22 protein-coding genes and 1 pseudogene are annotated in these 26,619 nt (G+C 54.0%); 18 read left to right on the top strand and 5 right to left on the bottom strand.

Going from position 1 to position 26,619, the window contains the following annotated elements; all coding sequences use genetic code 11:
- The first annotated feature begins 10 nt into the window (after nucleotides 1-10).
- The 3 genes from CKW13_RS24265 to CKW13_RS18890 all read left to right on the top strand — a co-directional run bounded on the left by CKW13_RS24265 (nucleotide 11) and on the right by CKW13_RS18890 (nucleotide 5,995).
- Nucleotides 11-2,899, top strand: a complete 2,889-nt coding sequence (locus CKW13_RS24265) for a hypothetical protein (protein WP_141233997.1) — start codon at nucleotides 11-13, stop codon at nucleotides 2,897-2,899.
- Between the two features lie 64 nt (nucleotides 2,900-2,963).
- A complete protein-coding gene (locus CKW13_RS24260; protein ID WP_141233996.1) occupies nucleotides 2,964-4,544 on the top strand; it encodes a glycosyltransferase family 39 protein in 1,581 nt (526 codons plus the stop codon).
- Entirely contained in the window at nucleotides 4,541-5,995 is a 1,455-nt protein-coding gene (locus tag CKW13_RS18890) for a flippase (protein WP_095110175.1), read from the top strand. Before CKW13_RS24260 ends, CKW13_RS18890 begins: the two co-directional genes overlap by 4 nt.
- 336 nt (nucleotides 5,996-6,331) lie before the next feature.
- On the opposite strand, the pseudogene CKW13_RS25030 reads toward CKW13_RS18890, so the two are convergent.
- The 5 genes and pseudogenes from CKW13_RS25030 to dnaA all read right to left on the bottom strand — a co-directional run.
- A pseudogene (locus CKW13_RS25030) lies at nucleotides 6,332-6,400 on the bottom strand (hypothetical protein); the annotation flags it as partial.
- 214 nt (nucleotides 6,401-6,614) lie between these two features.
- Nucleotides 6,615-9,032 carry a DNA topoisomerase (ATP-hydrolyzing) subunit B gene (gyrB, locus tag CKW13_RS18885; protein WP_095110174.1) on the bottom strand — a complete coding sequence of 806 codons (2,418 nt, stop codon included), beginning with the start codon at nucleotides 9,030-9,032 and terminating at the stop codon, nucleotides 6,615-6,617.
- A gap of 4 nt (nucleotides 9,033-9,036) precedes the next feature.
- Nucleotides 9,037-10,140 (bottom strand): DNA replication/repair protein RecF, encoded by a 1,104-nt coding sequence (recF, locus tag CKW13_RS18880; RefSeq protein WP_095110173.1) that lies wholly within the window; start codon nucleotides 10,138-10,140, stop codon nucleotides 9,037-9,039.
- A 20-nt stretch (nucleotides 10,141-10,160) separates the two neighbouring features.
- Complete coding sequence (gene dnaN / locus CKW13_RS18875) at nucleotides 10,161-11,264, bottom strand: DNA polymerase III subunit beta (RefSeq protein ID WP_095110172.1); 1,104 nt, start codon at nucleotides 11,262-11,264, stop codon at nucleotides 10,161-10,163.
- A 38-nt stretch (nucleotides 11,265-11,302) separates the two neighbouring features.
- On the bottom strand, nucleotides 11,303-12,820 hold the full coding sequence (gene dnaA / locus CKW13_RS18870) for a chromosomal replication initiator protein DnaA (RefSeq protein ID WP_095110170.1): 1,518 nt from the start codon (nucleotides 12,818-12,820) through the stop codon (nucleotides 11,303-11,305).
- Nucleotides 12,821-13,384: 564 nt separating this feature from the next.
- Between dnaA and rpmH the strand changes: the two genes are divergently transcribed.
- The 15 genes from rpmH (at nucleotide 13,385) to atpA (ending at nucleotide 26,597) form a co-directional block, all read left to right on the top strand.
- Nucleotides 13,385-13,519: a 50S ribosomal protein L34 gene (gene rpmH / locus CKW13_RS18865; RefSeq protein WP_003213577.1), complete on the top strand. Its 135-nt coding sequence runs from the start codon at nucleotides 13,385-13,387 to the stop codon at nucleotides 13,517-13,519.
- A 16-nt stretch (nucleotides 13,520-13,535) separates the two neighbouring features.
- Entirely contained in the window at nucleotides 13,536-13,937 is a 402-nt protein-coding gene (gene rnpA / locus CKW13_RS18860) for a ribonuclease P protein component (RefSeq protein WP_218192064.1), read from the top strand.
- Nucleotides 13,930-14,175, top strand: coding sequence for a membrane protein insertion efficiency factor YidD (gene yidD / locus CKW13_RS18855; RefSeq protein WP_095110167.1), 246 nt, complete (start codon nucleotides 13,930-13,932; stop codon nucleotides 14,173-14,175). Before rnpA ends, yidD begins: the two co-directional genes overlap by 8 nt.
- Nucleotides 14,176-14,177: 2 nt before the next feature.
- Nucleotides 14,178-15,860, top strand: coding sequence for a membrane protein insertase YidC (gene yidC, locus CKW13_RS18850; RefSeq protein WP_095110166.1), 1,683 nt, complete (start codon nucleotides 14,178-14,180; stop codon nucleotides 15,858-15,860).
- Between the two features lie 79 nt (nucleotides 15,861-15,939).
- Nucleotides 15,940-17,310 carry a tRNA uridine-5-carboxymethylaminomethyl(34) synthesis GTPase MnmE gene (mnmE, locus tag CKW13_RS18845; protein ID WP_095110164.1) on the top strand — a complete coding sequence of 457 codons (1,371 nt, stop codon included), beginning with the start codon at nucleotides 15,940-15,942 and terminating at the stop codon, nucleotides 17,308-17,310.
- Nucleotides 17,311-17,883: 573 nt separating this feature from the next.
- The gene (gene mnmG, locus CKW13_RS18835) at nucleotides 17,884-19,782 is read left to right on the top strand and encodes a tRNA uridine-5-carboxymethylaminomethyl(34) synthesis enzyme MnmG (RefSeq protein WP_095110363.1); all 1,899 of its coding nucleotides are present in this window, start codon (nucleotides 17,884-17,886) and stop codon (nucleotides 19,780-19,782) included.
- Complete coding sequence (gene rsmG / locus CKW13_RS18830; RefSeq protein WP_095110163.1) at nucleotides 19,779-20,423, top strand: 16S rRNA (guanine(527)-N(7))-methyltransferase RsmG; 645 nt, start codon at nucleotides 19,779-19,781, stop codon at nucleotides 20,421-20,423. Before mnmG ends, rsmG begins: the two co-directional genes overlap by 4 nt.
- A gap of 18 nt (nucleotides 20,424-20,441) precedes the next feature.
- Nucleotides 20,442-21,239 (top strand): ParA family protein, encoded by a 798-nt coding sequence (locus CKW13_RS18825; RefSeq protein WP_095110161.1) that lies wholly within the window; start codon nucleotides 20,442-20,444, stop codon nucleotides 21,237-21,239.
- A 9-nt stretch (nucleotides 21,240-21,248) separates the two neighbouring features.
- On the top strand, nucleotides 21,249-22,121 hold the full coding sequence (locus CKW13_RS18820; protein ID WP_095110160.1) for a ParB/RepB/Spo0J family partition protein: 873 nt from the start codon (nucleotides 21,249-21,251) through the stop codon (nucleotides 22,119-22,121).
- A 148-nt stretch (nucleotides 22,122-22,269) separates the two neighbouring features.
- On the top strand, nucleotides 22,270-22,677 hold the full coding sequence (locus CKW13_RS18815; protein ID WP_095110158.1) for a F0F1 ATP synthase subunit I: 408 nt from the start codon (nucleotides 22,270-22,272) through the stop codon (nucleotides 22,675-22,677).
- Between the two features lie 16 nt (nucleotides 22,678-22,693).
- Complete coding sequence (gene atpB / locus CKW13_RS18810) at nucleotides 22,694-23,563, top strand: F0F1 ATP synthase subunit A (RefSeq protein ID WP_095110156.1); 870 nt, start codon at nucleotides 22,694-22,696, stop codon at nucleotides 23,561-23,563.
- 133 nt (nucleotides 23,564-23,696) lie between these two features.
- Nucleotides 23,697-23,954 carry a F0F1 ATP synthase subunit C gene (atpE, locus tag CKW13_RS18805; RefSeq protein WP_002555987.1) on the top strand — a complete coding sequence of 86 codons (258 nt, stop codon included), beginning with the start codon at nucleotides 23,697-23,699 and terminating at the stop codon, nucleotides 23,952-23,954.
- A 57-nt stretch (nucleotides 23,955-24,011) separates the two neighbouring features.
- Nucleotides 24,012-24,482 (top strand): F0F1 ATP synthase subunit B, encoded by a 471-nt coding sequence (locus tag CKW13_RS18800; RefSeq protein ID WP_095110154.1) that lies wholly within the window; start codon nucleotides 24,012-24,014, stop codon nucleotides 24,480-24,482.
- A 12-nt stretch (nucleotides 24,483-24,494) separates the two neighbouring features.
- Nucleotides 24,495-25,031, top strand: a complete 537-nt coding sequence (locus CKW13_RS18795) for a F0F1 ATP synthase subunit delta (protein WP_095110152.1) — start codon at nucleotides 24,495-24,497, stop codon at nucleotides 25,029-25,031.
- 21 nt (nucleotides 25,032-25,052) lie between these two features.
- Nucleotides 25,053-26,597 carry a F0F1 ATP synthase subunit alpha gene (atpA, locus tag CKW13_RS18790; protein WP_095110151.1) on the top strand — a complete coding sequence of 515 codons (1,545 nt, stop codon included), beginning with the start codon at nucleotides 25,053-25,055 and terminating at the stop codon, nucleotides 26,595-26,597.
- Nucleotides 26,598-26,619: the final 22 nt, after the last annotated feature.

Here is a 26,619-nt window from a genome sequence, read left to right as displayed (position 1 = left end):
ATATCTATTTGTGCAACTCATAAAATCATTATTCAGCAGACTAAAAACCGACAATTTTAAAAACGTAGAAAAAGCACTGTGCTTTTTTATTTTTATATCATTATTATTTACCTTGATTATCTACACACTAAAAAAATCTATTTTTTTTACAAGCATTCCAATTGATGGGGCCTTTCAACATATAAATCCATTACGCCGTATTGCTGCTGGAGAAATACCAGGAAGAGACTTTCAAGTTTTCCACGGCCTAGTTATCTCATACCTTCATTATCCTATTTATTTTTTATTTGGGAAAACTTTATTTGCCTCTGAAGTGTCGCGATATTTTATCAACGGTTTATGTGCATTTTTTGCCATCTTAGCTATTTTTGGAGGCCTACGACGTCCAGTCATAGCTCTCGGACTTTCTGCCTTTTTTATTATATCCACAGAACTTCTCAGTCTATTTTGGCTGACCGACCCTTTTGGGGATGCCTACTCTTCATTAGCAGTTAGAACATTAGTTCCGGCACTTTGCCTTGGCTATCTTTTTTATATAAATAGAAAACAAAAGATACGTAAGAACTCTACTTTTTCTCAGATAGTTATTCCGTTAACTATATTTTGTTCCTCAGCGATGATTATCGCTACGGAGCAGGGAATAGCGCTTTTTTTGGCAACTGCTAGTGCCTTGATTCTAATACATCCTGGACAGCCTAAGTGGTACATCCGAATCCGTGATGCAGTTCTGTTCTGCTTACTAACACCTCTTCTGTATCTGGCTGCAATATACGTCATTACCGGTGGAAAGCCGAGCCAAGCTATTAGCTTCTATTTATCTGATCTCCCCGCAGATCAATTTTGGTATTTTGGAGCATATCCTAATATATTCCCCAAAGATTTTTCATCACTGTTTTTTGTTCCTGGAACTAGAAGACCCTTCGTCAATTACATAATCATAACTATTGCAATATTTACAGCAGTGCTTTCACTTTTCAAATCAAAAAATGAAATAGAAAAAAATGAGTATAGAATTTGGATGCTTGGCTTGGCCTATGGGTGTGCAGCACTTATTTCAAATCTAGGAATGATTTCGAGTCATTATTCAGAAGCGGCAACCCGGATAGCATGTGCAGTTATAATCTCTTTTTCTTGGACTCGCATAGAAAACCGGCTTACAGAACGTAGTATCGTTCGATTTAGAATTTTATCACTTTTAGGCATGGCTATTTTTGTTTTACTTTCCCCTGCGGGTTTACGTGGACTCATTCCCTCCGCAGTGGCTTTCAACAGAGACTATAGCGCCTCAATACTAGAGAAACGGTACTCCGGAGTGATCCCCACTGGGGAGGAGTATAAAAATTTATCCTATATTGCCTCGACTGTTATACCACCAAAGTCGTTACTTGCTGCCCAAGCCAATGACGTTAACCTTGATGTTCAAGAACCATCAAATTTTCTTATATTTCACAACCCCCCTGTTGACTTAGTAACCCTAATCAGCAAAGGAACAGATATTACTATTAACAACCACACTGAACAGGTTGAACAAGTTACAAGCTCGCATTTACTATTAACCTATTCTGGCCGAGATAAAACCTTTACGTTTCGGTATGACAATCCAAAACTAGACTCACAACGCATGTCCTCTACCCCGTTTTATTCAAAGAAAACTGGCATCTGGATCAATGGAATTTCAAGCGTGTCGACGAAAGGCCAAAGCTGCCTAATGATAGGTGATCCAAAACTGCTATCCAATATAACTAGATATCGAATTGCACAATTCCTTAATGAGTCTTTCGAGCGACATATTATATCTACTTATAACTCTATTATTTGTGTTGATGGCCCCCCGCTAGAACCCTATGTCCATGGTTTCCCCCAACAACTCGTTATTAAGTCTGCTATCGAATTTACGTCGAAAGACTTTCAACTAACCACAAACTCCAACTTAAGCACCAAGTTTCCGATCAATGCAGAGTGGCTATATCATGCGGAGCAGAATAACAAAAATCAAGAATATCGACAGACCAACGAACAGGCTTTTGGTACAAAGGTCAGCAGCACAACCTCAGCTCGAACAAAAAAAACTGAAAGTCCTGCCTCAGGATCAGGAATATACTTTGAAACTTGGACACCTGCATCCTGTGAGTATGATAAGCGTCCGACTATTTGGTCTACATATACAGGCTTCTTCGAACTAGAGTCCGGCACTGTAAACCAAAGTGGGATCGACTATATAATTCACGCTCTTGGTAAAAAAAGAAGAGCCAATTACATCGAAATTTTCGAAACTTCAAAACCAGCTTTTGTGCATACTATAAGACCAACTTATACCGCTTATGAACGCTGGATTCAAACCGCCTCATGGCCATTTTATGAGGCCATTTTAGCAAATTATGATCTCGTCAGAAAAACAGACTACAGTTTAATTTGGCGCCGAAAAAGCAACTTATCTGCCTTAGGTAATTGGGTTGATAATCCAGACAGCCTCTGCCAACCAAAATTTCATAATTGGGTATATCCAAGTAGTTCCTGGGATGGAGAGATGAAGATAGCCAAAAACTCTAAACTTATAAATCTAGACTCTTTGACAGTTAACAAATATGATAAAAGTCAAGTCTACGTACTAGAGGTAGACTATGTAATAGATAACAAACTATCCAAAATTCCTGTTTTTGGCAAAGTGGCGCGTTACTTCATAAGTCCTATTGGTACATCTACTCCGCTACCAGTTTCATTGCCGCCATATGAAACAAAAATTATCTTTCCGTTAATAATTAAACCCGGTGAAATTCCAGCATTAAAACTTGAAACCAGTTCGATATTTGGCAATGCGGAATTCTCAATCAGCTCTATCAGGTACAGAAAAATCACAAAAAACGTTGATGCTTATAAGGCTGCCATACTTGACCAGTAGAGACCACATATTTAAATTTAATCGTCGTGGTTATACAACCACGATTATATGGATATCGATATACTTGTTTGGCATCGCTTTCATCTGTTTCCTTCCCCCATGGGAAGGGTACGATGAGGTAGCTCACTATTCTTATCTCCAGCAAATGGCAGACACCGGACAGCCTCCTTCCGTAGAGCAGGGCAAGCTTTCGGCTGAGGTGGAAGCCTATAGGCGGGTAGCGCCAACCCCATATAGCACTACTGCGCCATTCGATAAAAATGGTGGGGTGACCTATAGGGAGTGGTTTGCCAACGATGATTTGGTAAAAAATCTACCACACAGCAAACCATCTCATCCTCGTCAATACTCCCCTGGAGAAACAAGTAACTGGCAAGGGCAACATCCGGAGTTTTATTACAGGCTGCTGGCTCCAATTACTTGGCTTACATCCGATCTGTCTTGGTCTTCACAGCTATTCCTCCTGAGATGGGTATCTTGGACGCTAGCATTTCTGGGGTTGATGATTTCCATATCGGCAACAGCCAGAATGGTGAAACTAAAGTTCCCCGAGATGAGCAAAGATTATTCAAAGCTGTCAATGAGCTGGCCGTTGATTTTTCCTGGCCTAATACCCGAATTTGCGCGACTGGGTAATGACTCGTTGGTCGTTCTGATCTTGTCGCTGGTTTGGTTTTTATTAATTAAACGCATCGAGTCCTCTCAACGTTGGTACTGGTACGTTGCGCTAGGAGTTATTCTTGGTCTAGGAGGACTCACAAAAATCACGTTCCTTCCAATAACAATAGCAGTTGTGATATGGCTAACTTGGCTGGAAGCGCGAGGTAACTTGGTTGATCGTTTTTATGCCTCAGCTCGATCTTTACTGGTTTTAGGATTATTCTTTTGTTTCTCGGCTAAACGCTATTTCTCTAATCTCACGGAGCATGGCTCAGTGACAGGCCTTGTCGAGCTTTCTTCAACTGATGTGCCGACTGGCCTATTTTGGGTAGGTGCGTTTCATTACCCTATCGAGATAATAAAGGGGGTGCTAGGCATCGGTATGACATTTATCTGGGGAAGTACGGCATCCAGTGCATACCCCCCAGTGATATTTGTACTTCCATTAGTTTTTTTACTGTTCGGAATTTTGGGTGCTTCGCTACACTTACTCAAGCACAAAAATAATGAGTCAGCTGTTTTAGCTTTACTAATCATTGGAGCGGTCGGTAGCGGTCTAATTTACTACTTACTCATTCGCATTGCAGTAACGGGTGTTGGGGCAGGAGCTCCTGGATGGTATTTCCACACACTAATAGCTCCCCTTAGCTTAATGCTTGCTGCTGGCTGGAACCTAATTAGAACGAAAATAGCTTTCGCGTCGTTGCTCTGGAGATTTTGGCTTGGATATATGGCGCTCTTCTGTATTAGTGTTACTTGGCTACAGCTCACACTTTTTGCAGGTTGTTCTTTTAAAACATCAGAGAGCCGTATTTACTCTCTCAACGACCTTGCCTGCATACTAGACGTTCCATTTTTGCATCACCGTCTGGAAGCTCTGACATTTCCCACATTGGGCTGGACGACAATAGGTCTAGCTGTGGTATTGATATACACTGCGTACTCACGTAATCGAGGAATAGACCTTCAAGCGGGTATCCGATGATTTTACGTAATAGCACTCTAAGCTTTGCTTCATTGGCAATCCCACTATTTGTTGGATTGCTTACGGTACCAAGCATAATTAATAGTTTAGGGCTGCAACGCTTTGGGGTTTTAACACTCATTTGGGCCGTGATTGGTTATGCCAGTCTTTTTGACTTAGGTATCTCTCGTGCGCTAACGAAGCGTGTTGCTGAACTACAGGCCTGGCCCGACCGACTTTGTTCATTAGTGCGTTCAGGTATCTACGTCTTGAGTGCTTTAGGTTTGCTCATGGGGGCACTGACTTGGATCGTGACACGCTACTTCGATTATCAAAATTTTGGTCTCAACCATGATGAATTTAACAATAGCGCATTGCTGTTAGCTTTAAATATTCCATTCGTTATTGTCAGTGGTGGGTTCAGGGGAGTTTTAGAAGGTTTTAGTAGGTTTGGTATTGTATCTCTAGTACGCCTCGGGTTCGGGCTGGTTACCTTCACTGCACCGATATTTGCGATAGCCTCCTACCCTAGAGTTGATGTCATCATTGCGATCATGTTGGTTGCTCGTATCGTGGGCGGCCTTACGATGGCTTGGAGTTGCAGGAGTTACCTGTCAAAAAGCAGTTTAAGCCGGCATCGGAGGCTCGTGGAGTTGAAGAATCTGCTTACCTTTGGTGGATGGATTACGGTTTCTAATCTGGCCAGTGCATTGATGCTTTATATGGATAGATTTTTTCTTGCTTCTAGTATCTCTGCGCCCTCAGTGGCGTATTACACAACGCCTTATGAGTTTGTGACGAAGCTATTCATATTGCCATCTGCTCTTAGCGGTGTACTTTTTCCACTCATGGCCAGAGGAACAAAATTGACTGATAACAATCACAAACTCTTAGCCTTAAGTGCAAGCATGGTGCTTGCGCTTGTGTTACCTATCATAACTGTCCTCATACTTTTCGCTCCGCAAATGTTAGGTTGGTGGATCTCCACAGAATTCGGAAGTAATGCGGCAGGAGCCTTGAAGATTTTATCTATTGGAGTACTGGTGAATTGTTTAGCACAAATCTATCAGACCTATCTTTTGGGCAGAGGAAAGGCCTCTCTGATAGCTCGTCTGCACATAATAGAACTTCTGTTTTTCTTGCCTATGCTTTACCTATCCATACGTTATGCCGGGATTGAAGGGGCCGCCTGGGCTTGGACTGCCCGTATTATCGTAGACTCCGTTGCGATGGCATTCATGTTAAGTGTCCTAAAAGTTCCAGCAGGTAATCATTGGGTATCACTGCTATTGAGTATTACTGCAGCGATGGCGGTCTATGTAAGCTCTGCAATTGGGACTTATGGAAAACTACTGATACTTATATGTCTGGTTGCTGTTTGCACAGTGGCAGGTTTGTGGTTTATTCGTCAGTTGATGTCAGTTGCGCGCACAGATCATTCCTCGAACATTTCAATCTCAAAGCTCAATTAACAGCAGCTTTGGCTCCCCCACCCAACTCTCACAAAAAATCCACCCCCAAAGATGATCCACCATACCCCAAGCCCAAACCGTCGCTGCCATGGGCTGAGGCGAAGCATTGGCACTGGCTGAAGAGCCGGGACAGTTTTTCTGAGTTGATGCCTTGGTCCTAGTCGGTGATTTCGCAGTTTAGCCAGCCGTGGTGGCATCGAACCTGAACGCTGACACGGGAACTTGGGGGCTATATTTGATGGAGTTTTCCCGCAGGTTGAAGAGGGCGGGTAAGCAGTGATTAGTCGGCATCGGTGATGAAGCAGCGAGTTCGGCATCCAGACGCGCCAACTCTCAGCCGAAGTAGGCCAGTACGACGCTTAAACGTCGCCAGTTCCAGATCAGGTAACCCAACAACAACCCCAGCGCGCGACCACCAGGATCAGACGGTCACGCATTAACTGTGGCGGCATCTGGCCAGGTAGGACACCGCGACAAATCCCGGGCACCGGGGAGCAAGCATGGTCGTTACACAGCTGTGAACACGGCGGGGATTTGCTGCGTCAACTCCACCGTGAAACCTCCCCCACAAAAAAGGCCAACGCATGCGTTGGCCTTTTTTGTTATGGCGACAACCCGATCAGAAATCCAGGTTAGACACCGCCAAGGCATTGGCCTCGATGAAGTCACGGCGGGGTTCGACCGCATCACCCATGAGGGTGTTGAAGATCTGGTCCGCGCCAATGGCGTCTTCGATGGTGACTTTGAGCATGCGGCGCACGCTTGGGTCCATGGTGGTTTCCCACAGCTGATCCGGGTTCATTTCACCCAGACCTTTGTATCGCTGGATGGTGTGGCGCTTGGTGCTTTCGGCCATCAGCCAGTCGAGGGCTTCCTTGAACTCGGTCACGGCTTTCTTGCGTTCGCCGCGCTGGATGTACGCGCCTTCGTCGAGCAAGGTGCTGAGTTGGGCGCCCAGGGTCACGACGGTTTTGTAGTCGTTGCTGCCGAAGAAGTCGCGGTTGAACGTGATGTAGTTCGACAGGCCGTGGGAGATCAGTTCGACCTCAGGCAGCCAGACGTTACGTTCACGGTCCTCACGCAGGCTGGCTTTGTAGACCAGGCCGGATTTCTCTACCGTGCGCAGGCGCACTTCGTACTGGGCCAGCCAATCCTGCATGGCCGCGTGATCGGACAGTTGCTCCAGGCTGACGGCCGGCAGGTAGATGAAGTGTTCGGTCAACTCCTGCGGGTACAGGCGCGACAGACGCTTGAGGGTCTTCATCACCATGCGGAAGTCGTTGACCAGGCGCTCCAGCGCCTCGCCGGAAATACCGGGCGCTTCGTCGTTCAGGTGCAGGCTCGCATCTTCCAGGGCCGACTGCGTCATGTATTCTTCCATGGCGTCGTCGTCTTTGATGTATTGCTCTTGCTTGCCTTTCTTCACTTTGTACAGCGGCGGCTGGGCGATGTAGATATAGCCACGCTCGATCAGTTCCGGCAATTGGCGGAAGAAGAAAGTGAGCAGCAGGGTACGGATGTGCGAACCGTCGACGTCAGCATCGGTCATGATGATGATGTTGTGATAGCGCAGTTTCTCGATGTTGTACTCTTCGCGGCCGATGCCACAGCCCAGGGCAGTAATCAGCGTGCCGACTTCCTGGGAAGAGATCATCTTGTCGAAACGGGCCTTCTCGACGTTGAGGATCTTGCCTTTGAGGGGCAGGATCGCCTGGGTCTTGCGGTTGCGTCCCTGCTTGGCGGAGCCGCCAGCAGAGTCACCTTCCACCAGGTACAGTTCGGAGAGGGCAGGGTCTTTTTCCTGGCAGTCCGCCAGTTTGCCCGGCAGGCCGGCGATATCCAGCGCACCTTTGCGACGGGTCATCTCACGGGCTTTACGCGCCGCTTCACGGGCCCGTGCCGCATCGATCATCTTGCCGACAACCAATTTCGCTTCGTTGGGGTTTTCCAGCAGGAAGTCGGAGAAATACTTGCCCATCTCTTGTTCGACCGCGGTCTTCACTTCGGAGGACACCAGTTTGTCCTTGGTCTGGGAACTGAACTTAGGGTCCGGCACCTTGACCGAGATAATGGCGGTCAGGCCTTCGCGGGCGTCGTCACCGGTGGTGGCGACTTTGTGCTTCTTCGCCAGGCCTTCGGCTTCGATGTAGGTGTTCAGGTTACGCGTCAGCGCCGAACGGAAGCCCACCAGGTGAGTACCGCCATCGCGCTGCGGAATGTTGTTGGTGAAGCACAGCAGGTTTTCGTTGAAGCTGTCGTTCCACTGCAGAGCGATTTCAACGCCGATGCCGTCTTCGCGCTGGATATTGAAGTGGAACACCTGGTTGACCGGGGTGCGGTTCGTATTCAGGTATTCAACGAATGCGCGCAGGCCACCTTCGTACTTGAACAGTTCTTCCTTGCCGCTGCGCTCATCCTTGAGGACGATGCCGACACCGGAGTTGAGGAAGGACAGTTCACGAATCCGCTTGGCCAGGATGTCCCAGCTGAAGTGGATGTTCTTGAAGGTTTCAGGTGAGGGCTTGAAGTGAATCTGGGTCCCGGTGGTTTCGCTTTCACCGACGATGCGCATCGGCTCTTTTGGCACACCGTGGATATAGGTCTGTTCCCAGATCTTGCCGCTGCGGCGGACGGTGAGGATCAGCTCTTCGGACAGGGCGTTTACCACCGAAACACCCACACCGTGCAACCCGCCGGATACTTTGTAGGAGTTATCGTCGAACTTACCGCCGGCGTGCAGCACCGTCATGATGACTTCGGCTGCGGAAACGCCTTCTTCTTTATGCACGTCTACCGGAATGCCGCGACCGTTGTCGCGTACGGTGATCGATTCATCCGGGTGGATGATGATACTGATGTCGTCGCAATGGCCAGCCAGAGCTTCGTCGATCGAGTTATCGACCACCTCGAACACCATGTGGTGCAGACCGCTACCATCATCGGTGTCCCCAATGTACATACCGGGACGTTTGCGTACGGCATCCAGGCCTTTGAGCACTTTAATGCTCGTCGAGTCGTACGTGTTTTCTTCGCTCATGCCTTCACTCCCGATGGTCGTGGGTCTGGGTGATACGGCCCTGTTCCACGTGGAACAGAGCGACTGGCGTTTCCGTCTGCCAGCCGTCCCTCAATAATTCGTGGTCTACACAAGTAATGAACACCTGGCAGCGTAAGTCTTCCAGCAAACGGCAAAGCGCGCGGCGGTGCTGCTCGTCCAGTTCTGACGGTAAATCATCCACCAGATAAATACATTGGCCGCGCCGGGCCTGGCTGACCAAGTGCCCCTGGGCGATGCGTAGGGCACAGACCACTAACTTCTGCTGGCCGCGGGACAAGATATCCGCAGCGTTATGTGCGCCCAATCGAAGACGCAAATCAGCGCGTTGTGGCCCGGCCTGGGTATGCCCCATTTGCTGGTCCCGGTGAACGGAAGCGGTGAGCACTGCACTTAGCTCTCGCTCTTTGTCCCACCCCCGGTAATAGCTCAACGTCAAACCCTCAAGCTCAACGAGTTCGCTCAAGGTTTGCTCAAAGACTGGTTTCAAGGCTTTGATGTAAGCGCGGCGGTATTCATCAATCTCAGCGCTGGCCTGGCACAGTTCTCTGTCCCAAACCGCTTGCGAAACGGCGTCAAGTGTACCATGCCGCAGCCAAGAGTTTCTCTGGCGCAGGGCCTTCTGCAGCCGCTGCCAGGTGGACATGAAACGTGGTTCCACGTGGAACACACCCCAGTCGAGAAACTGCCGACGAATTTTCGGTGCGCCCTCCAGCAAGCGAAAACTGTCAGGGTTGATGAGTTGCAGCGGCAGGATCTCGGCCAACTGAGCGGCGCTGCGGGCGTTCTGCCCATCGATGCGGATCTGGAACTCGCCTTGTCGATCCCGAGAAATACCCAATGCGCTGTGCCCACCTTCTGCCAGTTCAACCTGACCAAACACCGTGCAGGCCGGCTGCTCGTACTGGATGACCGGCAGCAACCGAGTGCTGCGGAACGAGCGGGCAAGCCCAAGCAAATGAATGGCTTCCAGAACACTGGTTTTGCCACTGCCATTAGAGCCAGAGAGGATGTTGATGCGTGGGGAAGGGGAGAAGGTCACCGGGTGCAGATTGCGCACCGCGGTGACCGTGACGCGACTGAGGGACATCTAGCTTCTGCTGAACATGTTTACAGGCGCATCGGCATGACGACGTATGCCGAATCATCGTTGTCGGATTCCTGCACCAGCGCACTGCTGTTGGAGTCGGACAGGATCAGGCGAACCTGCTCAGTGGTCATGACGCCCAGCACGTCCAGCAAATAGCTGACGTTGAAGCCGATCTCCAGCGAGCCACCGTTGTAGTCGACGCCCACTTCTTCTTCCGCTTCTTCCTGTTCCGGGTTATTGGCCTGGATTTTCAACTGACCGTTGGCCAGTTGCAGGCGGATGCCGCGATATTTTTCGTTGGACAGGATCGCGGTACGGCTGAACGCTTCGCGCAATGCCTGGCGGTCGCCCAGTACCAACTTGTCGCCACCTTTAGGCAGAACGCGCTCGTAGTCCGGGAACTTGCCGTCCACCAGTTTGGAGGTGAAGGTGAATTCGCCCGTGGTCGCACGAATATGGTGCTGACCAAGCACGATGCTGACCTGACCGTCCGGCTCAGTGAGCAGGCGCGCCAACTCCAGAATACCTTTGCGCGGCACGATCACCTGGTGGCGATCCGGTTGGCCAATATCGGCTTTCATCGAGCACATGGCCAACCGATGGCCGTCGGTGGCCACAGCGCGGATGATCCCTTCGGAAACCTCCAGCAGCATGCCGTTGAGGTAATAACGTACATCCTGCTGGGCCATGGCGAAGCTGGTGCGTTCGATCAAGCGACGCAGCCTGCTTTGCTCCAGGCTGCACGTCAGCGAGCCCGGGCCTTCTTCAACAGTGGGGAAATCGTTAGCCGGCAGGGTGGACAGGGTGAAGCGGCTCCGGCCAGCCTTGACCACCAGTTTCTGCTCATCGACCTTGATGTCGATCAGCGCATCGTTTGGCAGGCTTTTGCAGATGTCCATCAGCTTACGCGCCGGGACGGTGATTTCGCCGGGTTCTGCCGGCTCTTCCAACTGCACACGGCCAACCAGTTCGACTTCCAGGTCGGTACCGGTCAGCGACAGCTGCTGGCCTTCGACGACCAACAGCACGTTAGAGAGCACCGGCAAGGTCTGGCGGCGCTCAACGACGCCTGCGACCAGTTGCAGGGGTTTCAACAGGGCTTCGCGTTGAATGGTGAAATGCATGGTCTAGTCCCTTGCCTTAATAAGCTGCGCTGGTGCCATTAAGTAGTCAGTGTACGCAGCAGGTTCTTGTAGTCCTCGCGGATGTCCGCGTCGGATTCCTTGAGTTCGTTGATCTTGCGGCACGCGTGCAAGACCGTGGTGTGATCGCGGCCGCCGAACACATCGCCGATTTCCGGCAGGCTGTGGTTGGTCAGTTCCTTGGACAGCGCCATGGCCACTTGACGCGGGCGGGCGACAGAACGGGAACGACGCTTGGACAGCAGGTCGGAAATCTTGATCTTGTAGTACTCGGCGACGGTGCGCTGAATGTTATCCACAGACACCAGTTTGTCTTGGAGTGCCAGCAGGTCCTTCAGGGATTCGCGGATCAGCTCGATCGTGATGTCGCGGCCCATGAAGTGGGAGTGAGCGATGACGCGCTTGAGCGCGCCCTCAAGCTCACGCACGTTGGAGCGAATGCGTTGGGCAATGAAGAACGCCGCGTCGTGGGGGAGGTCGACCTTGGCCTGGTCGGCCTTCTTCATCAGGATCGCGACACGGGTTTCCAGCTCTGGAGGTTCGACGGCAACTGTCAGGCCCCAACCGAAGCGCGATTTGAGGCGTTCTTCAAGCCCTTCGATTTCCTTCGGGTAACGATCGCTGGTCAGGATGACCTGCTGGCCACCTTCAAGCAGTGCGTTGAACGTGTGGAAAAACTCTTCCTGGGACCGTTCCTTGCGAGCGAAGAATTGAATGTCATCGATCAACAGGGCATCGACGGAGCGGTAGAAACGCTTGAACTCGTTGATTGCGTTGAGCTGCAACGCCTTGACCATGTCCGCGACGAAGCGCTCCGAGTGCAGGTACACGACCTTGGCATTCGGGTTCTTCTTTAATAGATGGTTACCCACAGCGTGCATCAAGTGAGTCTTACCCAGGCCCACGCCGCCATACAGGAACAGCGGGTTGTAACCGTGCTTGGGGTTATCCGCCACTTGCCAGGCAGCCGCACGGGCCAATTGGTTCGACTTACCTTCGACGAAGTTCTCGAAGGTGAACGTGCGATTCAAGTAACTGGTGTGCTTGAGGGCACCTTCGACCTGCACGGTGCGCTGCTCGGCACGAACCGGAGCCTGTTGCGAACTGGCACCGGCCATCGGGTCGAAGCTGTCGCGCGAGGGCTCTTCGCTGGCCTCGGCTACCTTATGGGTGGCGCGTTTGGCTGGCGCAGCGGGGGTAGGTGCATTGACAGGTGGTGGGGCGACCGAGGCTTGAGCTTGGGATGCCGCAGCGGCCAGCGGGGCGTTGGGCGCCGCACGAGGTGCTGAGCTGCGTTTGCTGCCTATTAATAAGGAAAGCGCCGGGGCCATACCGTTGCCGTGCTCGTCCAGCAGCTCGAGCACACGGCTCAAGTACTTTTCGTTGACCCAATCGAGAACAAAGCGGTTCGGTGCGTAGACACGCAGCTCGTCGCCATCGGCTTCGACCTGTAGTGGACGGATCCAAGTGTTGAATTGCTGGGCAGGCAGCTCATCACGCAGAAGTTCTACGCACTGCTGCCAAAGTTCCACTGACACGGATATCCCCTAAGTCGAAAGCCGGTGAGGCAAAAACAGCGGCCATTGTAGCGGCCAGACGCACACTTATCCACATGTAGGTTGGCCGCACCGCACGAAGAATCAATGCTTTACCCATAAAAAAGATGACCAACGGTATGTGCATAAGCTCTGTGGATAACCATGGCTAAGCCCGTTGCAAAAGTAGGGGGTAAAGCCAGTGGATAACCGGCCTGTGGATAACCATCGCTTTCGCCCACAGGTTATCCGACAGTACGGCACAGGTAGGGCACCGCTTTCACGCCTAGTTGTCATCCTCTGTACAGCCCGAATTAGAAGGCTTAAATGCTGTTATCCACAGGAGATAGCATCCCTAGCTTTAATAAGCTTTACAGAAAAGCTTTAAATAATTCCTTTCTTATTTCTATATCTACACACCGCCAACTCTCCCTCACGAGGCTGTAGATATCTAATTAAAGGAAACGTTGGTTGGAAATTGACCTAGGGGCGTGCTTTCTCTAGAATCGCCGGTCTCTTAAAACGGGGGCCATTCCGGCCCGTTGTGGACGAACCAGGTAACACGACATGAAACGTACTTTCCAACCAAGCACCATCAAACGCGCTCGTACCCACGGTTTCCGTGCTCGCATGGCTACCAAGAACGGCCGTGCTGTTCTGTCGCGCCGTCGCGCCAAAGGTCGTGCGCGTCTGGCAGTTTGATAATCCGGTACTGGTGGTGAGTCAGGACTTCAGTCGGGAAAAGCGTCTGCTTACCCCCCGGCATTTCAAGGCAGTCTTTGACTCCCCCACCGGCAAGGTTCCGGGGAAAAATCTCCTGCTCCTTGCACGCAACAACGATCTTGACCACCCACGCCTCGGCCTGGTGATTGGCAAGAAGAGCGTCAAGCTCTCCGTTGAGCGCAATCGCCTCAAACGTCTGATGCGCGAATCGTTTCGCCTTCACCAGGATTCTCTGGTGGGTTGGGACATCGTTATCGTCGCGCGCAAAGGTTTGGGTGACGTAGAAAACCCCGAATTGATTCAGCATTTCGGCAAGCTCTGGAAACGTCTGGCTCGTAACAAGCCAGTACCAGCGGTCAACACCGAAACTGTAGGGGTAGGCGGTCCCGATGCGTAAACTGGCACTCGTTCCGATCCAGTTCTATCGCTATGCCATTAGTCCTCTGATGGCCAACCACTGTCGTTTCTACCCCAGTTGTTCCTGCTACGCGCAAGAAGCCATAGAAAATCATGGCCTTCTGCGTGGTGGCTGGCTGGCCGTTCGTCGTTTAGGCCGCTGTCATCCGTGGAATCCCGGTGGTTACGACCCGGTTCCATCTATCCCTACCTCCCGTTCTTCTTCGATGGCCGAGTAATCATGGATATTAAACGCACGATCCTGATCGTCGCCCTGGCAATCGTGTCCTACGTTATGGTCCTTAACTGGAACCAGGACTATGGCCAGGCTGCCCTGCCGACTCAGAATGTTGCTGCCAACACCCAGACTTCAGGTCTGCCAGACGCACCTGTGGGCAACAATGCAGCGGCCAGTGCCGATGTACCCAGCGCGAATGCCGATACCAGCGCCCCCGCAGAAATGCCGGTGGCCACCAGCAAAGACCTTATCCGCGTTAAAACGGACGTCCTGGAACTTGCAATCGACCCTCAAGGTGGTGATATCGCCCAGCTGATGCTGCCGCTGTACCCACGTCGCCAGGATCACCCGGAGATCCCGTTTCAATTGTTCGATAACGGTGGCGAACGCACTTACCTGGCCCAAAGCGGCCTGACCGGTGTCGATGGCCCGGACGCTCGTCCGACCGGCCGTCCGGTTTATTCGACCGAACAAAAGACTTATCAACTGGCTGATGGCCAGAACCAGCTGAATGTTGACCTGAAGTTCAGCGATGCTGGGGTCAACTACATCAAACGTTTCACCTTCACTCGCGGTCTGTACGACCTGAAAGTGACCTATCTGATCGACAACAGCAGCGAAAAGGCCTGGACCGGCAACCTGTTTGCCCAACTCAAGCGTGACGCCAGCTCCGATCCTTCTTCGACCACAGCTACCGGCACCGCGACCTACCTGGGCGCCGCCCTGTGGACAAGTGCCGAGCCGTACAAAAAAGTGTCGATGAAAGATATCGACAAGGCCACCCTCAAAGAATCGGTCCAGGGTGGTTGGGTTGCCTGGTTGCAGCACTACTTCGTGACGGCCTGGATTCCGGCCAAGAACGACAACAACGTGGTGCAGACTCGCAAAGACAGCCAAGGTAACTACATCATCGGTTTCACCGGCCCTGCTTTGAGCGTGGCGCCGGGTGCCAAGGCTGAAACCAGCGCGACGCTGTATGCCGGTCCGAAAAGCCAGGCGATTCTCAAAGAGTTGTCCCCTGGCCTGGAACTGACCGTCGACTACGGCATCCTGTGGTTCATCGCCCAACCGATTTTCTGGCTGCTGCAACATATCCACAGCCTGGTGGGTAACTGGGGTTGGTCGATCATTTTCCTGACCATGCTGATTAAAGGGATCTTCTTCCCGCTGTCGGCCGCCAGCTACAAATCCATGGCGCGTATGCGTGCAGTGGCGCCAAAACTGGCCGCCCTGAAAGAACAACATGGCGATGACCGGCAGAAAATGTCCCAAGCCATGATGGAGTTGTACAAGAAAGAGAAGATCAACCCGCTGGGTGGATGCTTGCCGATTCTTGTGCAAATGCCGGTTTTCCTCTCGCTGTACTGGGTTCTCCTGGAAAGCGTGGAAATGCGCCAAGCGCCGTTCATGCTGTGGATTACCGACCTGTCGATCAAGGATCCGTTCTTCATCCTGCCGATCATCATGGGCGCCACCATGTTCATCCAGCAGCAGTTGAACCCGACACCGCCGGATCCGATGCAGGCCAAGGTGATGAAAATGATGCCAATCATCTTCACCTTCTTCTTCCTGTGGTTCCCGGCAGGTCTGGTGCTGTACTGGGTTGTGAACAACTGCCTGTCCATCGCCCAACAGTGGTACATCACCCGTAAAGTCGAGGCGGCTACCAAAAAAGCCGACGCATAACTTACGCTGTGGATAACCACTCAAAACGCCCCCTAGTGGGGCGTTTTGCTATCTGCCATTTCTATCGGGACATCGGTTTATGAGCGCTCCTCGTGAAACCATCGCCGCCGTCGCCACCGCCCAGGGCCGTGGCGGAGTCGGTATCGTGCGTATTTCTGGGCCACTGGCAGGCCTAGCGGCCCAAGCCATCAGCGGGCGCGAACTGAAGCCGCGCTTTGCCCACTACGGCCCTTTCCTCAATGCCGAGGGCGATGTGTTGGACGAGGGCATCGCGCTGTACTTCCCGGGGCCGAACTCATTTACCGGCGAAGATGTGCTGGAACTGCAAGGTCATGGCGGCCCCGTGGTTCTGGACATGCTGCTGCGCCGTTGCCTGGAACTGGGCTGTCGCCTGGCCCGGCCCGGGGAGTTCAGTGAGCGAGCCTTTCTCAACGACAAACTGGACCTGGCCCAGGCCGAAGCCATCGCGGACTTGATTGAAGCCAGCTCCGCCCAGGCTGCACGCAATGCCCTTCGTTCTCTACAAGGCGCGTTTTCCCAACGGGTCCATAGCCTGACCGAGCAGTTGATTGCGCTACGGATCTACGTCGAAGCCGCCATCGATTTCCCGGAAGAAGAGATCGACTTCCTCGCCGATGGCCACGTGCTAAGCATGCTGGACGCCGTGCGCGACGAGTTATCCACCGTCCTGCGCGAAGCCGGGCAGGGCGCGTTGCTGCGTGATGGCATGACAGTGGTCATCGCTGGCCGGCCCAACGCCGGCAAATCCAGCCTGCTCAATGCCCTGGCCGGGCGCGAAGCCGCCATCGTGACTGAGATTGCCGGCACCACCCGCGACATCCTGCGCGAACATATCCACATCGATGGCATGCCCCTGCATGTGGTTGATACCGCCGGGCTGCGTGACACCGATGACCAGGTCGAAAAAATTGGCGTGGAACGGGCCTTGAAGGCCATTGGCGAGGCCGATCGGGTGTTGTTGGTGGTCGATGCCACCGCACCTGAAGCCGCAGATCCGTTTGCGCTGTGGCCGGAATTCCTGGAAACCCGCCCCGACCCTGCGAAAGTCACCTTGATTCGCAACAAAGCCGACCTGACCGGCGAGGCCATCGCCATGGAAGTTAGCCACGATGGCCATGTCACCCTTAGCCTGAGTGCCAAGTCCGCAGGTATGGGCCTGGAGCTGCTACGCGAGCACCTCAAAGCCTGCATGGGCTACGAGCAGACCTCGGAAAGTAGCTTTAGCGCCCGCCGGCGCCACCTGGAGGCCCTGCGCCACGCCAGCGCATCCCTTGAGCACGGCCGGGCGCAACTGACCCTGGCGGGAGCAGGGGAGTTGCTGGCAGAGGATCTGCGTCAGGCTCAGCAGTCCCTGGCGGAAATCACCGGCGCTTTTAGCTCGGACGACTTGCTGGGAAGGATCTTTTCCAGCTTCTGTATCGGTAAATAGCCCTCATCTACCCTGCAAATTCCAGCAATGTGGCGTAACTGAGCCGCGGTATTGCTGCAATTGCAGGGCACCGTGCCACCCCCTCCTCCATTTTTTACAGCCTGCCGCGCCTGAGGCAGCGTTTGCGTGCCTGCGATTTGTACCCGTTTGCAGCTTTTCTGCGGATTAAGCCCTGTGAATAACTGCCGTTAAGGCCAGTTGATAACAGGGCCTAAAATGTGGAGATAACCTGCCCTGTGGATAATCACCTCTTTAATCCACAGGCTTACACCGGTTATCCAAGGGGCTCTTGGTCACATGACCACAGGGTTTTGAATCTCTGTACATTACGAATATAAAGGCTTACAGCGATTTATCCACAGAAACACGCCTCAGTATAAATAAACATAAAAACAAAGATTTAATAAATTTCTTTCTTTTTAATTTCTATAACCTCGAGTTTTCCACAGCTGGTTAAATTTTGTGCAAAGGGTTCTTTAGGAGGGGGGAAGTCCCTATACTTGCCGCCTTGGTCCAGATACCAAGCTCTAAACTATTCCTGATTACCTAACTGAAGCAGGCACGAGGTGCGTGGTGGATTTCCCTTCCCGTTTTGAAGTGATCGTCATCGGCGGCGGTCATGCCGGTACCGAGGCAGCACTGGCATCAGCACGCATGGGGGCAAAAACCCTGTTGCTGACGCACAACGTGGAAACCCTCGGTGCGATGAGTTGCAACCCTGCCATTGGTGGCATTGGCAAAAGCCACCTGGTCAAGGAGATCGACGCCCTCGGCGGCGCGATGGCCATGGCCACCGATAAAGGTGGTATCCAGTTCCGCGTGTTGAACAGCCGCAAAGGCCCAGCCGTGCGGGCTACCCGCGCCCAGGCTGACCGTGTGCTCTACAAGGCTGCGGTGCGTGAAACCCTGGAAAACCAACCCAACCTGTGGATATTTCAACAAGCCGCCGATGACTTGATCGTCGAGCAGGACCAGGTGCGCGGCGTTGTGACTCAAATGGGCCTGCGCTTCTTTGCCGACGCCGTGGTACTGACCACTGGCACCTTCCTGGGTGGACTTATCCACATCGGTTTGCAGAATTACTCGGGCGGCCGTGCAGGTGATCCGCCCTCCATTGCCCTGGCTCGTCGCCTGCGTGAACTGCCGCTGCGGGTTGGGCGCCTGAAAACCGGGACGCCGCCGCGAATAGACGGGCGCTCCGTGGATTTCTCGGTGATGACCGAACAACCGGGTGATACGCCAATCCCGGTGATGTCGTTCATGGGTTCCAAGGAACAGCATCCCAAACAGGTCAGTTGCTGGATCACCCACACCAACGCACGCACCCACGAAATCATCGCCGCGAACCTCGATCGTTCACCGATGTATTCCGCCGCAGGCGAGATCGAAGGCATCGGCCCGCGTTACTGCCCGTCGATCGAAGACAAGATCCACCGCTTTGCCGACAAGGAAAGCCATCAGGTCTTTATCGAACCCGAAGGCCTGACCACTCATGAGTTGTACCCGAACGGGATATCCACATCCCTGCCGTTCGATGTGCAATTGCAGATCGTGCAATCGATCCGCGGCATGGAAAACGCCCATATCGTCCGTCCTGGCTACGCCATCGAGTACGACTACTTCGACCCGCGGGACCTGAAGTACAGCCTGGAAACCAAAGTTATTGGCGGTTTGTTCTTCGCTGGGCAAATCAACGGCACCACTGGCTACGAAGAGGCCGGCGCCCAAGGTTTGCTCGCCGGGGCGAACGCGGCACTGCGTGCCCAGGGCAAGGACAGTTGGTGCCCGCGCCGTGACGAAGCCTACATCGGCGTATTGGTCGACGACCTGATTACCCTGGGTACCCAGGAACCGTATCGGATGTTCACGTCCCGGGCCGAGTACCGTTTGATCCTGCGTGAGGACAATGCCGACTTACGCCTGACCGAAAAAGGTCGCGAACTGGGCTTGGTGGACGATGTGCGTTGGGCGGCTTTCTGCAAAAAGCGCGAAAGCATCGAACTCGAAGAGCAGCGCCTGAAAAGCACCTGGGTGCGCCCGGGCACCGAGCAGGGCGATGCCATTGCCGAAAAATTCGGCACGCCGCTGACCCATGAATACAACCTGCTCAATCTCCTAAGCCGGCCGGAAATCGACTACGCGGGTTTGGTCGAGGTGACCGGCCAAGGTGCAGAAGACCCCCAGGTCGCCGAGCAGGTCGAAATCAAGACCAAGTACGCCGGCTACATCGATCGTCAACAGGATGAAATCGCTCGCCTGCGCGCCAGTGAGAACACCAAGTTGCCTGTGGATATCGACTACACCGGCATTTCCGGTCTATCCAAAGAGATCCAGAGCAAGCTCGGCGCCACGCGGCCAGAAACCCTGGGCCAGGCCTCGCGTATTCCCGGCGTTACCCCGGCGGCCATCTCACTGTTGATGATTCATTTGAAAAAACGCGGCGCGGGCCGTCAGTTGGAGCAAAGCGCTTGAGTTCATTGGTCACCTCGCAACATGCCGAAGAGTTATCCACAGGCGCTCGTACCCTTGGCGTTGATCTGACGCCGAATCAGCACGAATTGCTGCTCGGTTATCTGGCGCTGTTGATTAAGTGGAACAAGGCCTACAACCTCACGGCCGTGCGCGATCCCGACGAAATGGTCTCACGGCATCTGCTCGACAGTTTGAGCGTGATGCCCTTCATCGAAAACGGCCGTTGGCTGGACGTGGGCAGTGGCGGCGGCATGCCGGGAATCCCGTTGGCGATCCTGTTTCCCGACTCGCAAGTGACTTGCCTGGACAGCAACGGCAAGAAAACCCGCTTCCTCACCCAGGTCAAACTCGAGCTGAAACTGGATAACCTGCAAGTTATCCACAGCCGCGTCGAAAGCTACCAGCCTGAGCTGCCATTCAACGGGATCGTCTCCCGGGCGTTCAGCAGCATGGAGAATTTCAGCAACTGGACTCGCCACCTGGGCAACCGCGACACCCGTTGGCTGGCAATGAAGGGCGTTCATCCCGCCGATGAGCTGGTAGCATTGCCGGCAGACTTCCACCTCGATAGCGAACACGCCTTGGCCGTACCTGGTTGCCAAGGCCAACGCCATCTGCTGATACTGCGCCGCACGGCATGATTGGGAACACAAGCAAGAATGGCTAAGGTATTCGCGATAGCGAACCAAAAGGGTGGTGTGGGCAAGACCACCACCTGCATCAACCTCGCAGCATCCCTGGTCGCAACCAAGCGCCGGGTGCTGTTGATCGACCTTGATCCACAGGGCAACGCCACCATGGGTAGCGGTGTGGATAAACATGGCCTGGAGAACTCGGTTTACGACCTGTTGATCGGCGAATGTGACCTGGCCCAGGCCATGCACTTTTCCGAACACGGCGGTTACCAGTTGCTACCTGCCAACCGCGACCTGACCGCAGCCGAAGTCGTTCTGCTGGAAATGCAGATGAAAGAAAGCCGTCTGCGCAGCGCCTTGGCGCCGATTCGAGAGAACTACGACTACATCCTGATCGACTGCCCGCCGTCGTTGTCGATGCTGACGCTCAACGCCTTGGTTGCCGCTGATGGGGTGATTATCCCCATGCAGTGTGAATACTTTGCCCTCGAAGGGCTTAGCGACCTTGTGGATAACATCAAGCGCATCGCTGAATTGCTTAACCCAAACCTCAAGATCGAGGGGTTGCTGCGCACCATGTACGACCCACGTTTGAGTTTGATGAACGACGTTTCAGCGCAGCTCAAGGAACATTTCGGCGATCAGCTGTACGACACCGTCATTCCGCGCAACATCCGCCTCGCCGAAGCCCCTAGCTACGGCATGCCGGCCCTGGCGTACGACAAATCCTCCCGCGGCGCACTGGCCTATCTGGCCCTGGCGGGCGAGATGGTTCGTCGCCAACGTAAAAATTCACGTACTGCCGCTGCTCAGGCAACTTAAGGAATCCCCATGGCCGTCAAGAAACGAGGTCTCGGACGAGGACTGGATGCACTGCTCAGCGGTCCGACCGTGAGCTCCCTGGAGGAGCAAGCGGTACAGGCCGATCAACGTGAGCTACAACACCTGCCGTTGGACCTGATCCAGCGTGGCAAGTACCAGCCACGTCGCGATATGGACCCGCAGGCGCTGGAAGAACTGGCCAATTCGATCAAGGCCCAAGGCGTCATGCAGCCGATCGTGGTGCGCCCTATCGGTGCCGGTCGGTTTGAAATCATCGCCGGCGAACGCCGCTGGCGGGCGAGCCAGCAGGCCGGTCAGGAAACTATCCCGGCGATGGTGCGCGATGTTCCGGATGAGACCGCCATCGCCATGGCGCTGATCGAGAACATCCAGCGTGAAGACCTCAATCCGATCGAAGAAGCGATTGCCCTGCAGCGCTTACAGCAGGAATTTCAGCTGACCCAGCAACAGGTCGCCGAGGCGGTGGGCAAGTCTCGGGTGACGGTGGCCAACTTGTTGCGCCTGATTGCGTTGCCGGAAGTGATTAAAACCATGCTGTCCCACGGCGACCTGGAAATGGGTCATGCCCGCGCATTGCTCGGATTGCCGGAAAATCAACAGGTTGAAGGGGCGCGACACGTTGTCGCACGAGGTCTGACCGTGCGCCAGACCGAAGCCCTCGTTCGCCAGTGGTTGAGTGGCAAACAGGAGGCTGCCGAACCGGTCAAACCCGACCCGGATATCGCGCGCCTGGAACAGCGCCTGGCCGAGCGGCTGGGCTCTGCGGTGCAGATCCGCCACGGTAAGAAGGGAAAAGGGCAACTGGTCATAGGCTACAACTCCCTCGACGAGTTGCAGGGCGTCCTCGCTCACATCCGCTGAAACAATTGCGTATGTAGCGCGCAGTCGGAAATCACTACCTGACAGTTGAATAGGGGCAGAACCGCCCCTATACTCTGCGCGCATTTTGTCGGCACAAATTATGCCAAGTTATTGATTTCCGGCAGCCGACCTCTGGGGAGCAAGAGTGATGGAAACCCGCACGCCAAACCGCTTGCCCTTCCATCGTCTGGCGGTTTTTCCGGTGTTAATGGCCCAATTTGTCGTTTTGCTGATCGCTGCACTGGCGCTCTGGCAATGGCGCGGAGTCGTTGCCGGATACTCAGGACTCTGCGGAGGCCTGATAGCCTTGTTACCTAATGTGTATTTCGCTCACAGGGCATTTCGGTTTTCCGGCGCCCGAGCAGCCCAAGCTATCGTCCGGTCTTTTTATGCCGGTGAAGCGGGCAAACTGATTTTGACGGCAGTGCTCTTTGCATTGACGTTCGCAGGTGTGAAGCCATTGGCGCCGCTAGCTGTATTCGGCGTCTTCGTGCTGACCCAACTGGTCAGCTGGTTCGCTCCCCTGCTGATGAGAACAAGACTTTCGAGACCTTAGGGCGTTTGAGGCAACCATGGCAGAGACAACCGCTTCGGGCTATATCCAGCACCACTTGCAGAACCTGACCTTCGGGCAGCTACCCAATGGCGGCTGGGGCTTTGCTCACACCGCAGCAGAAGCCAAGGAAATGGGCTTCTGGGCTTTCCATGTCGATACCCTCGGCTGGTCGGTCGCATTGGGCCTGGTCTTCGTTCTTCTTTTCCGCATGGCGGCAAAGAAAGCGACTTCCGGTCAACCTGGTGCTTTGCAGAACTTCGTTGAAGTATTGGTCGAATTCGTCGATGGCAGCGTGAAAGACAGCTTCCATGGCCGTAGCCCGGTGATTGCACCATTGGCACTGACCATCTTCGTCTGGGTGTTCCTGATGAACGCCGTTGACCTGATCCCGGTAGATTGGATTCCTCAGGTGGCTATGTGGATCTCCGGTGATCCGCACATTCCATTCCGCGCCGTATCGACCACTGACCCGAACGCTACCCTGGGCATGGCTCTGTCGGTGTTCGCGCTGATTATTTTCTACAGCATCAAGGTAAAGGGCATCGGCGGCTTCATCGGCGAACTGACCCTGCACCCCTTCGGCAGCAAGAACGTCTTCGTTCAAGCCCTGCTGATCCCGGTGAACTTCCTGCTGGAATTCGTCACCCTGATCGCCAAGCCGATCTCCCTGGCACTGCGTCTGTTCGGCAACATGTACGCCGGCGAGTTGGTCTTCATTCTGATTGCTGTGATGTTCGGCAGCGGTCTGCTCTGGCTTAGCGGCCTGGGTGTAGTTCTGCAGTGGGCGTGGGCAGTGTTCCACATCCTGATTATCACCCTGCAGGCGTTTATCTTCATGATGCTGACCATCGTCTACCTGTCGATGGCGCACGAAGAGAACCATTAAGGCCAGCCTAGGCTAGTCTGATGTCCCTCCCGGTCAAACGGGAGGGGGCCCGTCACGGGCTCGATGAAACGATTTGTTTTACCGCTTTAATCTAAAAAACCTAAACCATACGACGTAAAAGTCGGGAGGAAAGATGGAAACTGTAGTTGGTCTAACCGCTATCGCTGTTGCACTGTTGATCGGCCTGGGCGCACTGGGTACCGCAATTGGTTTCGGCCTGTTGGGCGGCAAGTTCCTGGAAGGCGCAGCGCGTCAGCCAGAAATGGTTCCAATGCTGCAAGTTAAAATGTTCATCGTGGCTGGCTTGCTCGACGCCGTGACCATGATCGGTGTTGGTATCGCTCTGTTCTTCACCTTCGCGAACCCCTTCGTTGGTCAACTCGCTGGCTAATCACTCGAATCTTCGAGTTGATTAGAGTGATGTGCAACGAACGAGCGAGGTGTTGGCGTGAACATTAATGCAACCCTGATTGGCCAGTCCGTTGCGTTCTTAATCTTTGTACTTTTTTGCATGAAGTTCGTTTGGCCTCCGGTCATTGCGGCTTTGCACGAACGTCAGAAGAAGATCGCGGATGGACTGGACGCTGCCAGCCGAGCAGCTCGTGACCTGGAGTTGGCCCAAGATAAAGCGGGTCAGCAACTGCGCGAAGCGAAAGCTCAGGCAGCTGAAATCATTGAGCAAGCCAAGAAACGCGGTACTCAGATCGTCGACGAAGCCCGAGATCAGGCTCGCGTCGAAGCTGAACGTGTGAAGGCACAGGCTCAGGCCGAGATCGAACAGGAACTGAACGGTGTCAAAGACGCCCTGCGCGCCCAATTGGGTAGCCTGGCAGTCAACGGCGCAGAGAAGATCCTGGGTGCCACAATCGATCAAAACGCGCACGCGGAGCTGGTTAATAAACTGGCTGCTGAAATTTAAGCGAGGGCGATCATGGCAGAATTGACCACGTTGGCCCGACCTTACGCTAAGGCAGCCTTCGAGCACGCCCAGGCCCACCAGCAGCTGGCCTCTTGGTCAGCCATGCTCGGCCTGGCTGCAGCAGTGTCGCAAGACGACACGATGCGGCGCGTGCTCAAGGCCCCGCGACTGACGAGCGCAGATAAGGCCGCCACGTTCATTGACGTGTGCGGCGACAAGTTTGATGTAAAAGTGCAGAACTTCATCCACGTCGTTGCCGAAAACGACCGTCTCCCGCTTTTGCCGGAGATTGCCGCTCTGTTCGACCTGTACAAGGCCGAGCGTGAGAAGTCGGTAGACGTTGAAGTGACCAGTGCTTTTGCATTGAGCCAAGAACAGCAAGACAAACTCGCCAAGGTTCTCAGTGCACGACTCGACCGGGAAGTGCGCCTGCAAGTTGCGGAGGACGCTGCCTTGATTGGTGGTGTCGTGATCCGCGCCGGCGACCTGGTTATCGATGGCTCGATTCGCGGCAAAATCGCGAAACTTGCCGAAGCATTGAAATCTTGAGTTTGAAGGGGCAGCAGAGCAATGCAGCAACTCAATCCTTCCGAAATAAGTGAAATCATCAAGGGCCGCATCGACAAACTCGATGTGACCTCCCAAGCCCGTAACGAAGGCACTGTCGTCAGCGTATCTGACGGCATCGTGCGGATTCACGGTCTGGCCGACGTAATGTACGGCGAGATGATCGAGTTTCCGGGCGGCGTCTACGGTATGGCCCTCAACCTGGAGCAAGACTCCGTAGGTGCCGTTGTATTGGGCGCATACACCAGTCTGGCTGAAGGCATGAGCGCCAAGTGCACCGGCCGCATCCTCGAAGTTCCGGTGGGTAAGGAACTGCTGGGTCGCGTAGTCGACGCACTGGGTAACCCAGTTGACGGCAAAGGTCCGCTGAACAACACCGAGACCGACGCGGTCGAGAAAGTTGCTCCAGGCGTGATCTGGCGTAAGTCGGTAGACCAGCCTGTACAGACTGGCTACAAGGCTGTCGATGCCATGATCCCAGTCGGCCGTGGTCAGCGTGAGCTGATTATCGGTGACCGTCAGATCGGTAAAACCGCTCTGGCGATCGACGCGATCATCAACCAGAAGAACAGCGGTATCTTCTGCGTCTACGTTGCCATTGGTCAGAAACAATCGACCATCGCCAACGTGGTGCGCAAGCTGGAAGAAAACGGCGCCCTGGCCAACACGATTATCGTGGCTGCCAGTGCTTCGGAATCTCCTGCACTGCAATTCCTGGCACCGTACTCCGGTTGCACCATGGGTGAATTCTTCCGCGACCGCGGTGAAGACGCGCTGATCGTTTATGACGATCTGTCCAAGCAAGCAGTGGCTTATCGCCAGATTTCCCTGCTGCTGCGCCGTCCACCAGGCCGTGAAGCTTACCCAGGCGACGTGTTCTATCTCCACTCCCGCCTGCTGGAGCGCGCATCCCGCGTTTCGGAAGAGTACGTAGAGAAGTTCACCAACGGCGCAGTGACCGGCAAAACCGGTTCCCTGACCGCACTGCCGATCATCGAAACCCAGGCTGGCGACGTTTCCGCGTTCGTTCCGACCAACGTGATTTCCATCACCGACGGTCAGATCTTCCTGGAATCGGCCATGTTCAACTCCGGCATCCGTCCGGCTGTGAACGCCGGTGTTTCGGTATCCCGTGTGGGTGGTGCCGCTCAGACCAAGATCATCAAGAAGCTGTCCGGTGGTATCCGTACCGCTCTGGCTCAGTACCGTGAACTGGCGGCATTCGCCCAGTTCGCTTCTGACCTGGACGAAGCGACCCGTAAGCAACTTGAGCATGGTCAGCGCGTTACCGAGCTGATGAAGCAGAAGCAATATGCGCCAATGTCGATTGCCGACATGTCGCTGTCGCTGTATGCCGCTGAGCGTGGGTTCCTGACTGACGTCGAAATCACCAAGGTCGGCAGCTTTGAACAAGCGCTGATTGCTTACTTCAACCGCGATCACGCCGATTTGATGGCCAAGATCAACGTGAAGGGTGACTTCAATGACGAAATCGACGCTGGCCTCAAGGCTGGTATCGAGAAGTTCAAGGCCACCCAAACCTGGTAAGCCGCAGCGGGAGCCGCAAGGC

The sequence above is a fragment of the Pseudomonas sp. Irchel 3E20 genome (genome assembly GCF_900187645.1).
GTDB lineage: Bacteria > Pseudomonadota > Gammaproteobacteria > Pseudomonadales > Pseudomonadaceae > Aquipseudomonas.
Note: the sequence above shows the minus strand (reverse complement) of the source record. Positions and strands in the feature narration are given on the sequence as shown.